Origin of the sequence: Pauljensenia sp. 20925_1_25 (assembly GCF_041433955.1) — a bacterium.
Classification (GTDB): Bacteria; Actinomycetota; Actinomycetes; order Actinomycetales; family Actinomycetaceae; genus Pauljensenia.
In genome coordinates this window covers 11,716-26,395 of record NZ_JAPWCL010000007.1, presented here as the reverse complement: position 1 = coordinate 26,395, position 14,680 = coordinate 11,716, and the positions used below count along the sequence as shown (strand labels likewise).

Sequence of the window (14,680 nt, the reverse complement as noted above, 5' to 3'; positions counted from 1 at the left end):
CCCGGCCGATGACCCGTCCTGTTGTCCCACCTTGCAGCAATTGCGGGCACAATGGGTGGTGTATATAACCATTCCATCTCGGCATTGTGAGGATTCTACCCATGTCAGATAGCCCGGTCCCGTCTGGATCGGCGCGCCCCGCGCGCGCCCTCGACATCATTTCGGTCGCGTTCGTCGCGTTGCTCCTTATTTCTAATATCGCCGCGACGAAGGCGTTTATGGTGGGTTCTTCCACCCATTATTTGATTTTCGATGGGGGCGCAATTCTCTTCCCTCTGACCTACATCATCGGTGATGTGCTCTCCGAGGTGTATGGTTTTGCCCGCGCGCGGCGGGTCATCGTCATGGGCTTCGTGGCCTCGTTCCTGGCTTCGCTCACTTTCTTCATCGTCCAGTATTTGCCTCCGGCACCCGACTACGAGAACCAGGAGGCTTTCGCGGCGGTCCTGGGCGTCGTATGGCGTGCGGTTGTCGCGTCGCTCGCGGGTTACTTGGCCGGGCAGCTCCTCAACTCCTACGTGCTCGTGTGGATCCGTCGCCGCTGGGGTACCAAGCACTTGTGGGCGCGCCTGATCGGCTCGACGATCGTCGGTGAGGCCGCGGATACGATCCTGTTCTGCACGATTCTGTTCTACGGGCAAATGACGTTCGGTAACTTCGTTAACTACACGGTCACCGGCTACTTCTACAAGGTCCTCCTCGAAGTCGTCCTCCTGCCCGTGACCTATCCCGTGATCGCTGCCATCCGCCGCGTTGAAGGCTTGAAGAAAGACGAGGTGTTTGATCGATGAACGCGAACTGGCTGAGTGCTCCTTCCCCCGAGGAGTGTGCGCCCTTCGACGCCACGGCCTCGTCGGGAACCCACTGCCCCGACCGCGGGTTCGAGGTCGGCACTCGCCTGGGTGCCGACCGCGGCCTCGGGCGCACCGGTGTCATCCACACCGCGCATGGCGTGATCCGTACCCCGGCGTTCATTCCCGTGGGCACGAAGGCGAACGTGAAGGCACTGACTCCGGAGATGGTGCGTAGCCTCGGTGCACAGGCCGTCCTGGCCAACGCCTATCATCTCTACCTCCAGCCGGGTTCCGACATTGTGGACGACGCCGGCGGCTTTGCGTCTTTCATGAACTGGGCGGGTCCGACGTACACGGACTCGGGGGGCTTCCAGGTGCTGTCTCTGGGTGCGGGTTTCAAGAAGGTTCTCTCCCAGGAGTTTTCCGGCAAGGCCGACCCCAACGACCCGGCTGTCCAGATGCAGGCGATCAAAGCGTCAAATGCTGTTGTTGATGACGATGGCGTCGTGTTCTCCAGCCACATCGATGGCACGAAGCATCGTTTCAACCCCGAAGTGTCGATGGGTATTCAGCATCAGCTGGGTGCCGATATCATGTTCGCTTTCGACGAGCTGACGTCCCTGCTGCACCCGCGTGGCTACCAGGTCGAGTCGCTCGAGCGCACGCACGCGTGGGCCGCGCGGTGTCTGGCCGAGCACAAGCGCCTCACGCAGGAGCGTTCCCACAAGCCCTACCAGCAGCTGTGGGGCGTTATCCAGGGCGCCCAGTGGGAGGACCTACGTCGCCAGGCAGCGCGCACGATGGCCGACATGGAGGTGGACGGCCAGCGCTTCGACGGCTTCGGCGTGGGCGGAGCGCTCGAGAAGGAGAACCTGGGCACGATCGTGTCGTGGGTGTGCGAGGAACTGGGTGAGGACCGTCCCCGCCACCTGCTGGGTATCTCCGAGCCCGAGGATCTCTTCGCAGGTGTAGCAGCCGGTGCCGACACCTTTGACTGTGTTAACCCCTCGCGAGTGGCACGAAACGCGGCGATCTACACGCCCGATGGGCGCTTCAATATCACGAATGCGCGTTTCAAGCGTGATTTCACACCCCTCGTCGAGGGCTGCGAGTGCTACACCTGCACGCATTACACGCGCGCCTACGTCCATCACTTGTTCAAGGCGAAGGAGATTCTGTCCTCTACGCTGGCGACCATCCACAACGAGTGGTTTACGCTGCGACTGGTGGACGCTATCCGCGCCTCCATCGAGGACGGCTGCTTCGAGGCGTTCCGTTCCGATATGCTGGGCCGTTATCAGGCCGGGCGGCGTCCCTGACAAGAAGGAGTACCGATGAGTTTCAACGACAATATCCACCTGGATCCTTCGCGTGTGAGTACCTCCGGCGCTGGCCGGAAGATCGCTGGTGCCGGTGGCGGCTCAATCCTTGGAGTCCTGCTGATCCTGGGGTTCTCCTACCTCACGGGCATCGACCTGACCAGCCTCATCTCCTCCCAGGCCCCCTCGTCGTCCTCGTCCTCCTCGTCGGTCGACGTGTCGACGTGCCAAACGGGCGCGGACGCGAACGAGCGCGTGGAGTGCCGCATGGTGGCCACCGCGCAGTCCCTGGACGAGGTGTGGAAGACTCAGCTGGCCGATCAGCATACGGGAGTTTCCTACGAACTCCCCGATTTCCAGATCTTCACGAACAGTGTGTCAACCGCGTGCGGCTCGGCGACGAGCGCGGTGGGTCCCTTCTACTGCCCGGGCGACTCGACGGTGTACCTGGATCTCGGTTTCTTTGATGAGATGGTGACTCAGTACGGTGCCTCGGACTCGGTGCTCGCACAGGAGTACGTGGTCGCCCACGAGTGGGGCCACCACATTCAGAACCTGCAAGGTGTCTTCCGCACGTACAACACGCGCGAGACCGGCTCGCAGGGGGCGGGCGTTCGCTCCGAATTGCAGGCTGACTGCTATGCGGGCGTGTGGATGCACTGGGCGTCCACCACCCCCGATCCTTCGACGGGCACCCCCTACCTCCAGACCCCGACGTCCGACCAGATCATGGGCGCCCTCCAGACGGCCGAGGCCATTGGCGACGACCGCCTGCAGACGAAGTACCAGGGGACGACGAACTCCGAATCCTGGACGCACGGCAGCGCACAGCAGCGCGCGACGTGGCTGCAGACCGGCCTGGACTCCGGCAGCATTGCGACGTGCAACACGTGGGATGTTCCCCGCGTATGACCCTCGTTGTGCGCGCCGGTAGACTTGTTAAGACCGATCACAGGAGGATGTCATGACACGGAGTATCGTCAGCCAGGCACACGACTTTTACGACGCAGTGCCCTACGAGGTGCCCGTGCCGGACACGTCCCTCTACGAGCTGCTCGACACCGCGGCCCGCCTGTACCCGGATCGCGTGGCGCTCGATTACTTCGGTGCCACGACGACCTACGCGCAGGTTCGTGACCAGGTGCTGCGCGCTGCGCGCGTCTTGCACGAGGCCGGGGTACGTGCTGGGGACACGGTGGCGATTTCGCTGCCGAACTGCCCGCAGGCGTTCGTCGCCTTCTACGCGTGCATGCGCATCGGAGCGGTGGCCGCCCAGCACAACCCGCTGGCACCGGCCGCCGAGATCGCGGGCCAGCTGGAGCGCCACGGTGGCCGGGTCGCCATCGTCTGGGAAAAGTGCGTGGAGTCCTTTCCCCTGGATCGTCTCAACACGGTGTTCACGGTCGACATTTCGCACGGCATGCCCGCCTCGCAGCGTTTCCTCCTGAGCCTGCCGGTGCCTCGCGCCCGCCAGATGCGCGCGCAACTGCGCGGCCCCGCGCCCAAGGGTGCCATCTCCTGGGACCGCGCCACGGCCTCGTCAAGCCCCATCGACGCCGACCACCCGCTGCCCTCACCCGGTGACCGTGCCGTCATCTTGCACACGTCGGGGACGAACGGCGTACCCAAGTCCGCGCCCCTCACCCACCGCAATATCGGTGTCAATGTCAACCAGTGCATGTTCTGGGTGTGGAAGCTGCACGAAGGGGCCGAGACCTTCTTCTCACTGCTCCCCTACTTCCATGCCTTCGGCCTGACCTTCTTCCTGTGTGCGTCCGTGCGCAAGGCAGCCACCCAGGTGTTGCTGCCAAAGTTTGACGCACAGATGGCCCTCGAGGCGCACAAGCGCCGACCCGTCACCTTCTTCGTGGGCGTGCCGCCCATGTTCGAACGCATCCTGGCGCGCGCTAAGGAGACCGGCACCGATCTCTCATCCATTCGATACTCGGTAGCCGGTGCCATGCCACTGTCGACCGCGCTCGCGGATGACTGGGAGGCCACCACGGGCGGCCTCATCGTCGAGGGCTACGGCCTATCCGAAACCGCTCCCGTACTCACCGGCGCTCCTCTGTCCGCCAAACGCCGTCACGGCGTGCTTGGCGTCCCCTTCCCCTCCACGCAGCTGCGCCTGGTCTCTTTGCAGGACGATACTCTCGACGTCGAGGACGGGCAGCCCGGCGAAATCATCGTGCGAGGCCCTCAGGTCTTTGACGGCTACCTCAACGCACCCGAGGAAACCGCGCGCGTCTTCACGTCGGAAGGCTGGTTCAAGACCGGCGACATCGGCGTCAACGCCGACGGCTTCATCTCCATGGCCGACCGCAAGAAGGAACTGATCCTGTCGGGCGGCTTCAACGTCTATCCCTCCCAGGTCGAAGCGGCAATCCGCTCACTACCGGGCGTCGCGGATGTCGCCGTCGTCGGTGTGCCCGTCGCGGACGCCACCGAAGAGGTCACCGCCGCTATCATCATGGAGGAAGGTGCCCAGCGCCTCACGCTGGAGCAGGTGCGGCAGTGGGCCGAAAAGTCCATTGCTCACTACGCACTCCCCCGCCAGATCGTGTTCATCGCGGAGCTGCCGCGCAACCCGATGGGCAAGATCCTGCGCCGCAAGGTCGCCCAGGTCGTGCGCGAGAAGCTCGGGCGCTGAGCAAGCGTCAACGGCCGCAATACCTCGTCAGCTCGTTGATCGCTGTCTTCGTCTGATTGATCGCCTCGCTGAGGGGAATTCGTAGCTGTAGGCGTTCGCGTTGCGTGGTTCCGTGTGCCTTCCACTGGGCACGCAGTCGATCCTGCCTGCTCTGGCACTCGAGCAAGCGCTCAATCAACGCCACCACGTCCGAGGTCCGGCACAGACTCGGATCCGGATAAAAGCCAGCAAGGCGAGCGACACGGGCCAAGCGGATTCGCGCCATGATGTCCTCGATCATATGAGCCAGCGAACGCTGATCAAGGGTGTCGAAAGCCAGCGAGGACAGGAAGGCCTTCCCCTGCTCCGTGCGCCGCCACACACCGATGCTGCTGTCCACCTCCATGGCGTCGACGGTCAATCCCGTCGCACGCTTCCGGCGCGACGTGAGCGCTGCAGACAGACAGGCGTCGCCACGGGCGTTTTCCTGGATCAGGAGTGATGGATGCGGGAAGCAGCCGTGCACAAGAGCGGCAGTCGACTCGAACGCTCGCGTCTTTCCGAGGGATGCACGCAAGAATAACACCGCATCGATACGACGATTCGTCGCGGCTGTCGCGGGAATGCGAGTCGTGGTCTCCTGTGCGACTCCCAGGAGAGTCAGCCCCTCAATCTTGCCCAGGCCCTCGCGCTGCGTGCGCGTCAGGTCCACCTCGCGCAGCAGCACATCTGTGGGAATCGTGCGCTCGAAGCGACGGACGCCGGGCGGCAGGGCCAGTGTCGACCCCCAGTCGATGGAACTCACAGGAGCACCACAAAGCTCACCAGGGAGAAGTCTACTTCTGACGAGGCTCCTTGGGCAATCATTCCCGGCGTGAACAGCGATTCGAGGGTTGCTTCTTCTCCCTGCCTGATCGCCGCTGCGACGGCCTCGGTCAGCAGCGCCGAGTACTCGCTCATGTTCTCACCATCACGTGTGGCTCGGTTGAATTGCGCGCACAGGGCATCCAGTGGCTCATGGTGTTCCTCGCACAGCCGCCTGAGCAGGTCCAGGGAACGCGTTGGGTTGGATAGTGTCCGCGCGCCTGCTGCGTCCCGCGGCACGTAAATAAGAGAGAGCGGAGCGTTTGCACGGCTGGCGTCACTACCACCTGCACGCTGTTCGAGACAGAAGATCACTCCCGGACTCACGTGAGAGCGCAGGTCATCCGGAATTGACACGACCGCGTGCAAGCCCGTTGGCGCGCCTTCCAGTGTGCCCGGGTTCGCGTTCATGTAGCGCTCCAACTCGATTCGGAAATCATCCAACGCAAAATCCGTGATCGACATTCCCCGCCGTATGTCTTCGAGGTCAAGAGTCTCACTGCGCAGTGTGCGCAACTGATCCGAGCGATACTCCAGGTCGTTCATATCCTCCGATGGGGTGAGCAGATTCTCCTCGCCGGAGGCACTCGCATCGCCCAGAGCCATGCGTGACTTCACACGCGACTCAAGATTGATGTAGGACTCCAGGTCGACGTCCGGCCAGAAGGTCACCATCTGGATATGCTCATTCGTCGAGCCCAGGCGGTCGACGCGGCCGAAACGCTGCACGATACGAACCGGGTTCCAGTGCACATCGTAATTGACCACGCAATCGCAGTCCTGGAGGTTCTGCCCCTCCGAGATGCAATCCGTTGCGAAGACGATGTCGATCTCGCCCTCACGGTCCGCGAGGGCATTGGTTTCCTTCGAACGCGGCGAGAAACGACCGAGGATATCCTCGAAGCCACCACGCGCCCGGCGCTTTCCCGTGACTCGATTGCGAGTGCCTGTCACTTGCGCGCACGTCAGGCCGTGGCTCCGTTGCAGATCCGGTGCCAACTGGTCATAGAGATAGGTAACGGTGTCAGCGAAAGCGCTGAAGACGAGTACTTTTCTGTTACCCGAGTTAATCTGGCCGGCTCCGGTCTTCTCCGCGATCAGTGTCCGTAACGCGCCGAGCTTGGCATCACGATCCGGGGTCACTGCCCGGGCGTAACCAACCAGTTCGTCGAGAATCGCAATGTCGCGTACGAGGTCCACGGACAGAGCCTCGCGGTCCACATCGCGCAAGTCGACGCGGATCTGCGCCCCGACCTCGAACATCTCAGCATCTCGGTCATCGAGGCCGTCCTCAAGGCCCTCAATCCCGTATCCCACTGCTACAGAATCGACAGCATCGCGCGCGTCAAGCGCCGCGAGTCGATCCAGGATGTCGGCGCAAGAACTGCGCACGCGGTCCAGTGTCGAATGGAAAGCGCTCACGGAAGACTCCATGCGCTTGAGGAGGTTCACACGCATCAGCGCGGCGACCGCATTCGTACGATGCAGCTCACTGCCGAAATCATTGCCGAAACCCTCTCGGTAGTCGGCCTCGTAGGCAGGCCGCGCATCCTCACGCACGTAGGACAAAAGCTGATACTGGGCGAAACTCAGATCGCTGATCATATCGTAGAGCTGCCCGATGGGAGGCAGCTCGCCGCGTGAATCAATGGGCACCTGGACATTGCGCGGAGTGAGGCGGGTGGGGAATGTCCCCGTCTCGGTGCCGTAGTATTTCGCCACATGCTTGCGGCTACGCGCAATCGTCAGGGCGTCGAGGAGCGCAAAATAGTCCGCGTTGACGTACTCGGCGAAGCTCTCCGTCGTGTGACGTCCATGCGCCTGCGAACTCCACAGGTTGAAGCGCTTTTGTGCCAGTCGCATCACCGCATCGATGGAAACGATGCCATCGGTCTTCTCGAGGTAATCATCGCGACCCTCCGTGATGAGCTCAATCTGGTTACGCAGGTCGGTGAGACGATTATTGATCGGGGTCGCCGACAGCATGAGCACCTTCGTGCGTCCGTTAGCCCGGATCACCTCGTTCATCAGGCGCGTGTAACGATTCGTGCTCGCCCCGGTCACACTCCTATTGCGGAAGTTGTGGCTCTCATCGATGACAACCAGATCGAATGTCCCCCACTGCAGGTGTTCCAGGTCGATGTCCCCACTCTTGCCACGGCGACGCGACAGGTCCGTGTGGTTCAACACCTTGTAGGCGAATCGGTCCGCAGCCAAGGGATTACGTTCATCGCTCGTCTGCGTCCACAGCGTCCAGTTCTCACGCAGGCGCTTCGGACACAGTACCAATACGTTCTTGTTGAGCTGCTGGTAGTACTTAATGACGGCGAGCGCTTCGAATGTCTTGCCCAGGCCAACGCTGTCGGCGATGATGCAGCCGTTATACTTTTCCAACTTACGAATCGCCCCGATAACGGCGTCCTTCTGAAAATCGTAGAGTTTGCCCCAGATCACCGACTCGAAAAAACCGGTGTCTTCACGTGGATTGTGATCCTGGTTCTCCAGGAGGAACCGCCGAAAGATGTGGTACAGGGTCAGGAAATAGATGAACTCAGGAGCGTTCTCTGTGTAGAGAGCCTCCACCTGGTGAGCAATCTGCTCAGTGACATCACAGGTCTTTGTATCATCGGCCCACACGGACTCGAATGTCGCCATAAGAAATTCAACCTGTGCCTTGGCCTCATCCCCCGCACAATGGGTCATCATCGTCAGCGTATCCGGACGACGCTCAACTCCCAGTCCCTCAAGGGTGAAGGTGGCACCCTGTCCCGTCAACAGATGGGGACTCTTGGCGGAGTCCTCGACGATGTAACTGGGCGTCAACTGAAGCATGTGCTCGCGCTGCACGGAGCGGAACGTCACCTTCTCCCTCAGCCAGGATGCACACGCCCGCGCGAGAGCACGCTGGCTGAGCTTGTTGCGCAGCGTGAGTTCCAGGGACGAGTCAGCGAGCGCTTTTTCTCTCTCCCCCTGCGCACGTCGCGCGATATCAAACTCCGGTGCCCCCACGACCCATCCCATGTCTTGAATAAACGTCGGTTCACTGAACAGAAAACGCACGGAGTCGAGGCGTTCAAGCTCCTCGCGCAGCTCTCCAAAGGCGAACAGGCTGAAGTGCGCGCTGATAATCGACAGTTTCGCCTCGTCATCGAGGTTGGCACGCAGGGCGTCTACCAGGCGTTTGCCCTCGGTGTTGTCGAGAATCTCCATGGGCTTTGCCCCTCTCCTTCATGCCGTGACGCACATTAGGTTACCGGACCATCATGGGGAACGGGACACGCGACACTGGAGCCGCTCGCAGAAGAGAACGGGAGGCGCGGGACCAGTGACCGCGGGATTACATACGAGTGTCCCCGGAACCGAGCGGTTCCGGGGACACTGCGCGCAAAGGCATCTCAGACGTTGAAGCCGATTGCGCGCAACTGCTCACGACCATCCGGTGTGATACGGTCAGGACCCCACGGCGGCATCCACACCCAGTTGATCTGGACCTCGTCGGTGACTCCCGACAGGATGGTCTGCGCCTGGCGCTCGATCACGTCGGTCAGCGGGCATGCCGCGGACGTCAGCGTCATGTCGAGGCGTACCTGGTTCTCAGCACCGATGACGACGCCGTAGACCAGACCCAGGTCAACGATGTTGATGCCCAGTTCGGGGTCGATAACGTCCTTGAGGGCCTCCAGGACGTTCTCAGCAGCGAGGGTGCCCTGCTCGATGACGTCGGTGCCGTCAATCTGGCGGGTGGCCTCGGGCGACTGCGCCGCCTCGTTCGAGGCGGGCACGCCGAAGCGCTGCTCGACAGGCTCAGTCTGAGCCATCGGGTTATTCATAGCGATTCCTTTACTGCTCGTCGGGCTCGCCCGCAGCGGAAATATCGATACCGGACTTGGCCAACGCGTCGCGTAGGGCGTACCAGCCCAGCAGCGCGCACTTGACGCGGTTCGCGAACTGAGACGTGGACTCCAAAGCGGCCGCATCACCCAGCTCGTCGAGGATCTCGTCGTCGACGCCCAGGTTACGCGAATGCATCATGACTTCCATGTCCCGATAGAGGCGGCTGATCTCCTCAGCGGACTTGCCCTCCGTCAGGTCGGTCATCATGGACAGCGAGGCGCGCGAGATCGAGCAACCGTCGCCATCCCACTGCATTGATGCAAGGAAGTCGCCGTCCAGCGTGACGCCCAAAGTGACCTCGTCGCCGCATGTCGGATTCACCTGGTGAGAGGACGCGTCCTGCCCAGAGGGGTCTCCCTCCCCGTGCTTTTCACGCGCATGGTCCAAGATCACCTGCTGATACAACTGCTCGAGACTACCCATAGCTACCTTTCTCAAAGGATCCGACGACTCGCACTGATTCTACCGACCGAAGAAGGCTCGTACCTTCGACAAGCCATCCACCAGACGCTCAATTTCCTCGGGCGTCGTCGTCGGTGCCACCGATGCGCGCGCCGAGGAGCGCACCTGGAAGAAGGTGTGCAGCGGAATCGCGCAGTGGTGCCCGACGCGAACAGCGACATCCACCGAGTCCATGAACTGGCCGACGTCGTGGGGGTGTACGCCGTCCACGGCGAAGGCCACGACACCGATGCGGTCCACGTCCGAGGCGGGACCCAGCACGGTGATGCCGTCAATTGAGGAGAGGCCATCGAGCATCATGCGGGTGAGCGCATGCTCGTGGGCTTCGACGCGGGTCATGTCGAGGCCAGCCAGGTAGCGCAGCGCCTCAGCCCAGGCTGCGATCTGTGCGACGGGCTGGGAACCCGCTTCGAAGCGCTCGGGCGGTGCCATGAAGGTGGACTCCTCCATGGTGACCCACTCGATCATGGAGCCGCCCGTGAGGACGGGAGGCATCGCAGCCAGCAGCGTTCGCCGCCCCCACAGCGCACCCGCGCCCGTGGGTCCGAGCATCTTGTGCGAAGAGAAGACCGCGAAGTCTACATCCAGCGTGGACAGGTCGAGAGCCATGTGGGCGCTCGACTGGCAGGTGTCCAGCAGGATGAGCGCGCCAACCGCGCGCGCAGCAGCCGTGATGGCGGTGACCGGGGAGACGGCACCCGTCACATTGGAGACGTGTGTGAAGGCCACAAGGCGCGTATTTGGCGTGATGACCGACAGGGTGTCGAGGTCGATGCGGCCGTCCGGGGTCAGGTCGAGCCATGCCAGTTCAGCGCCCGTGCGCGCACACAGTTGCTGCCAGGGAACGATGTTCGCGTGGTGCTCGGCGCGCGAACACACGATGCGGTCGCCGGGTCCCACGCGCATAGGCGCGGCCTCGTCCCCGCCCAGGCCGCAGGACGCGTTGCCCATCGATAGGGCGACCAGGTTGATGGCCTCGGTGGCGTTCTTCGTCCACACGATCTCGTCCGGGTTTGCACCCACGAACGAGGCCAGGGTGCCCCTCGCGCTCTCGAAGGCGTCGGTCGCTTCGTCACCCAGCAGGTGCGTGCCCCTGTGGACGGCACCGTTGGAGCGTCGGTAGAAGTCAGCCTCGGCGTTGATAACGGCCTCAGGCTTTTGCGAGGTCGCCGACGCATCGAGGTACGCAATGGGTGCCCTGCCGCGCCCGACGCGACTCAGGATCGGGAAGTCTGATCGGATCGCGTCGAGCTCGGCGGCGGTGAAGTCCTTGGACACGGGTATCAGAGACCCAGGTACTTGTCGTAGCCGTTCTCTTCGAGTTCGTCGGCCAGCTCGGGGCCACCCTGGGCGGCGACGTGGCCGTCGACGAACACGTGAACGTGGCTGGGCTTGATGTAGCGCAGGATGCGGGTGTAGTGCGTGATCAGCATGACGCCGCAGCCGGTCTCGCCGTGGACGCGGTTGACGCCCTCGGAGACGATGCGCAGTGCGTCGACGTCAAGGCCGGAGTCAGTCTCGTCGAGGACGGCGAAGGAGGGCTTGAGCAGCTCCATCTGAAGGATCTCCAGGCGCTTCTTCTCGCCACCGGAGAAGCCGACGTTGACGTCACGCTCGGCGAAGTCGGGGTCCATGCGCAGGTTTTCCATGGAGGTCTTCATCTCCTTGACCCACGTACGCAGGGCGGGAGCCTTGCCATCGATAGCGGTCTTGGCGGTGCGCAGGAAGTTGGAGACGGACACGCCCGCAACCTCGACGGGGTACTGCATGGCCAGGAACAGGCCAGCCTTGGCGCGCTCGTCGACGCTCATGTCGGTGATGAGCTGATCGTCGAGCCAGGCTTCACCGGAGGTGATCTCGTAGTCGGGGTGCCCGGCGAGGGCGTAGGCCATGGTGGACTTACCGGAGCCGTTGGGACCCATGATGGCGTGGATTTCGCCGGAGTTGATGGTGAGGTTGACGCCCTTGAGGATTTCCTTGGGACCCTCGGCGGTCTCGACGGAGACGTGCAGATCCTTAATACGCAGAGTCGACATGTGTATTCCTTACAGCTCAGTTGTTACGGGACTTGGCCAGCTCGGCCTCGACGGTTGCCATGAGGTGGTCGACCACCTCGGGGACGCCGATCTGGTTGATCAGTTCGGCGAAGAAGCCGCGCACGACCAGGCGGCGTGCCTCGTGCTCAGGAACACCACGGCTCATCAGGTAGAAGAGCTGCTCGTCGTCGAAGCGACCGGTCGCGGACGCGTGGCCCGCACCTTCAATTTCGCCGTTCTCGATCTCGAGGTTGGGCACGGAGTCGGCCTTGGCACCTTCGGTGAGCACGAGGTTACGGTTCAGCTCGTAGGTGTCCGTGCCGTCGGCGGCCTCGCGGATCAGGCAGTCGCCGATCCACACCGAGTGTGCGTCCTTGCCCTGCAGGGCTCCCTTGTAGGTGACGCGCGAGAAGCACTTGGGCTGGGAGTGGTCAACGAACACTCGGTGCTCGAGGTGCTGGCCGCCGTCCACGAAGTAAATGCCGAGCATGGTCAGCTCAGCGCCAGGACCGCGGAAATCAGTATCCGCGCACAGACGCACAAGGTCGCCGCCGAAGGTGACGACGATGTGGGTGAGTTTAGAGTCGCGGCCCAGGGCCAGGCGCTGGTTCGAGGCGTGCAGGACAGTGTCGTCCCATTCCTGCAGCGACACGACGGTCAGGTTCGCGCTATCACCGGTCTCGACCTCGACGGTTTGGTTCAGAGCGGCCTGCGCGGAGTCGGCGTGCGAGAGGATGACGGTGGCCTTGGAGAAAGCACCTGCGCGAATCATGAGGTGCTGCGCACGGGTGCCCTCGACGTTAGCAACGTTGATGCGCACCGGAGCGTCCAGCTCGGCTTCGGCCGGGATCTCAACGACTGTCGCCTGCTCGAAGCCGTTCCAGGCGACGACGGCGGTGCGGTCGCCGGGAGCCAGGACGGTGCCCAGGCGCTTGTCATCACGCGCGACGGTCTCGACGGTAACCGGCGTGGGAGCGTCCACCGTGACGGGGGCATCGCCCACGTCGTAGTTGGCGGGTTCAAACAGGCGCTCGATGCGACGCATCGGGGTGAAGCGCCAGTCCTCTTCGCGGCCGTGCGGCACGGCAATGTCGTCCAGCTCGAAGGAGGTCGGGCGGTCGGCGCGCGAGGGGTGCGCCTTCTCGGAGCCGCCCCCGTGCGAGTGGGCCTTGTTCATGGTCTCGGCAATAGTGTTGGGGGTCGTCATCAGCCGACGGATCCTTCCATCTGCAGTTCAATGAGGCGGTTGAGCTCGAGGGCGTACTCCATGGGCAGCTCCTTGGCGATCGGCTCAACGAAGCCACGCACGATCGTCGCCATGGCCTCGTTCTCGTCGAGGCCTCGGCTCATGAGGTAGAAGAGCTGATCGGCGCTCACCTTGGTGACGGTGGCTTCGTGCCCCATCTCAACGTCATCGGTGCGCACATCCACGTAGGGGTATGTGTCGGTACGCGAAATCTTGTCCACCAGCAGGGCATCGCACAGCACGTTCGACTTAGAGTGACGGGCACGCGCATTGACCTGGACGAGGCCACGGTAGGACGTGCGGCCACCGCCGCGCGAGACGGACTTCGACACGATGGAGGACGAGGTATGGGGTGCCATGTGCACCATCTTGGCTCCGGTGTCCTGCTGCTGGCCGGGGCCAGCGAAGCCGATGGACAGGGTCTCGCCGCGGGCGTGCTCGCCCATGAGGAAGCAGGCGGGGTACTTCATGGTGATCGCGGCCCCCATGTTGCCGTCGACCCATTCCATGGTGCCGCCTTCTTCGACGATAGCGCGCTGGGTGACCAGGTTGAGGACGTTCGTCGACCAGTTCTGGATTGTCGTGTAGCGAACGCGTGCGTCCTTCTTCACGAAGATTTCAATGACGCCGGAGTGCAGAGAGTTCTCGTCGTAAATCGGGGCGGTGCAGCCTTCGACGTAGTGGACGTAGGATCCCTCGTCGGCAATGATGAGCGTGCGCTCGAACTGGCCCATCGCAGACGTGTTGATACGGAAGTAGGCCTGAAGCGGGATGGTCACGTGCACTCCCTTGGGGACGTACACGAAGGAACCACCCGACCATGCAGCCGTGTTCAGCGCGGAGAACTTGTTGTCGCCCGCGGGCACGCACTTGCCGAAGTATTCCTCGAAGATCTCGGGATACTCACGCAGACCGGTGTCGGTATCCGTGAAAATGACGCCCTGGCGCTCGAGGTCTTCCTGGATCTGCTGGTAGACGACCTCGGACTCGTACTGGGCAGCGACGCCGGAGACCAGGCGGGCCTTCTCGGCTTCGGGGATACCCAGGCGGTCGTAGGTGTCACGGATTTCATCGGGCAGGTCCTCCCAGTCGTTGACCTGTCGATCCGTGGGACGCACGTAGTACTTGAAAGCGTCGAAGTCAACGTGGGAGAGGTCCGGACCCCACGCTGGCATCGGCTTGCGCTCGAACAGATCCAGCGCCTTCAGGCGACGCTCCCGCATCCACTGCGGCTCGCCCTTGACATCCGAAATAAAACGGACAATTTCTTCATTAATGCCGGTAGGGACATCCTTCGAGTAGTCGTCGGAATCATGCCAACCGTATTCGTAACCGCCAATCGACTCGATGATCTCGTCATCGGTCATACGACGGTCTTCAGCGCCCACGGCGGGTGCCTGCGTCATAGTTGTGTCAACCTCTCGTTCTTACCTGTG

General features: G+C 62.7%; 12 protein-coding genes. 4 read left to right on the top strand and 8 right to left on the bottom strand.

Annotation, left to right across the window (positions count from 1 at the left end):
- Nucleotides 1-101 precede the first annotated feature (101 nt).
- The 4 genes from O3932_RS04615 to O3932_RS04600 are packed head-to-tail and all read left to right on the top strand — an operon-like array spanning nucleotide 102 to nucleotide 4,763.
- Nucleotides 102-791, top strand: coding sequence for a queuosine precursor transporter (locus O3932_RS04615; protein ID WP_296504427.1), 690 nt, complete (start codon nucleotides 102-104; stop codon nucleotides 789-791).
- Nucleotides 788-2,113 (top strand): tRNA guanosine(34) transglycosylase Tgt, encoded by a 1,326-nt coding sequence (gene tgt, locus O3932_RS04610; RefSeq protein ID WP_296504428.1) that lies wholly within the window; start codon nucleotides 788-790, stop codon nucleotides 2,111-2,113. The genes O3932_RS04615 and tgt overlap by 4 nt, the downstream gene beginning before the upstream one ends.
- A gap of 15 nt (nucleotides 2,114-2,128) precedes the next feature.
- Nucleotides 2,129-3,025: a neutral zinc metallopeptidase gene (locus O3932_RS04605; RefSeq protein WP_371536569.1), complete on the top strand. Its 897-nt coding sequence runs from the start codon at nucleotides 2,129-2,131 to the stop codon at nucleotides 3,023-3,025.
- A gap of 52 nt (nucleotides 3,026-3,077) precedes the next feature.
- The gene (locus O3932_RS04600) at nucleotides 3,078-4,763 is read left to right on the top strand and encodes an AMP-binding protein (protein ID WP_371536566.1); all 1,686 of its coding nucleotides are present in this window, start codon (nucleotides 3,078-3,080) and stop codon (nucleotides 4,761-4,763) included.
- A 7-nt stretch (nucleotides 4,764-4,770) separates the two neighbouring features.
- On the opposite strand, the gene O3932_RS04595 is transcribed toward O3932_RS04600, so the two are convergent.
- From O3932_RS04595 to sufB, 8 genes are all read right to left on the bottom strand, one after another.
- A complete protein-coding gene (locus O3932_RS04595; protein ID WP_371536563.1) occupies nucleotides 4,771-5,547 on the bottom strand; it encodes a DUF4391 domain-containing protein in 777 nt (258 codons plus the stop codon).
- Entirely contained in the window at nucleotides 5,544-8,816 is a 3,273-nt protein-coding gene (locus tag O3932_RS04590; RefSeq protein ID WP_371536561.1) for a helicase-related protein, read from the bottom strand. Before O3932_RS04590 ends, O3932_RS04595 begins: the two co-directional genes overlap by 4 nt.
- 185 nt (nucleotides 8,817-9,001) lie before the next feature.
- The gene (locus tag O3932_RS04585; RefSeq protein ID WP_371536558.1) at nucleotides 9,002-9,436 is read right to left on the bottom strand and encodes a metal-sulfur cluster assembly factor; all 435 of its coding nucleotides are present in this window, start codon (nucleotides 9,434-9,436) and stop codon (nucleotides 9,002-9,004) included.
- A 10-nt stretch (nucleotides 9,437-9,446) separates the two neighbouring features.
- Nucleotides 9,447-9,923 carry a Fe-S cluster assembly sulfur transfer protein SufU gene (sufU, locus tag O3932_RS04580; RefSeq protein WP_009649025.1) on the bottom strand — a complete coding sequence of 159 codons (477 nt, stop codon included), beginning with the start codon at nucleotides 9,921-9,923 and terminating at the stop codon, nucleotides 9,447-9,449.
- A 39-nt stretch (nucleotides 9,924-9,962) separates the two neighbouring features.
- Nucleotides 9,963-11,240 carry a SufS family cysteine desulfurase gene (locus O3932_RS04575; RefSeq protein WP_371536555.1) on the bottom strand — a complete coding sequence of 426 codons (1,278 nt, stop codon included), beginning with the start codon at nucleotides 11,238-11,240 and terminating at the stop codon, nucleotides 9,963-9,965.
- Between the two features lie 5 nt (nucleotides 11,241-11,245).
- The gene (gene sufC / locus O3932_RS04570) at nucleotides 11,246-11,998 is read right to left on the bottom strand and encodes a Fe-S cluster assembly ATPase SufC (protein WP_009649021.1); all 753 of its coding nucleotides are present in this window, start codon (nucleotides 11,996-11,998) and stop codon (nucleotides 11,246-11,248) included.
- A gap of 16 nt (nucleotides 11,999-12,014) precedes the next feature.
- Nucleotides 12,015-13,205, bottom strand: coding sequence for a Fe-S cluster assembly protein SufD (gene sufD / locus O3932_RS04565; protein WP_371536552.1), 1,191 nt, complete (start codon nucleotides 13,203-13,205; stop codon nucleotides 12,015-12,017).
- Nucleotides 13,205-14,650 carry a Fe-S cluster assembly protein SufB gene (gene sufB, locus O3932_RS04560; protein WP_371536549.1) on the bottom strand — a complete coding sequence of 482 codons (1,446 nt, stop codon included), beginning with the start codon at nucleotides 14,648-14,650 and terminating at the stop codon, nucleotides 13,205-13,207. The genes sufD and sufB overlap by 1 nt, the downstream gene beginning before the upstream one ends.
- Nucleotides 14,651-14,680: the final 30 nt, after the last annotated feature.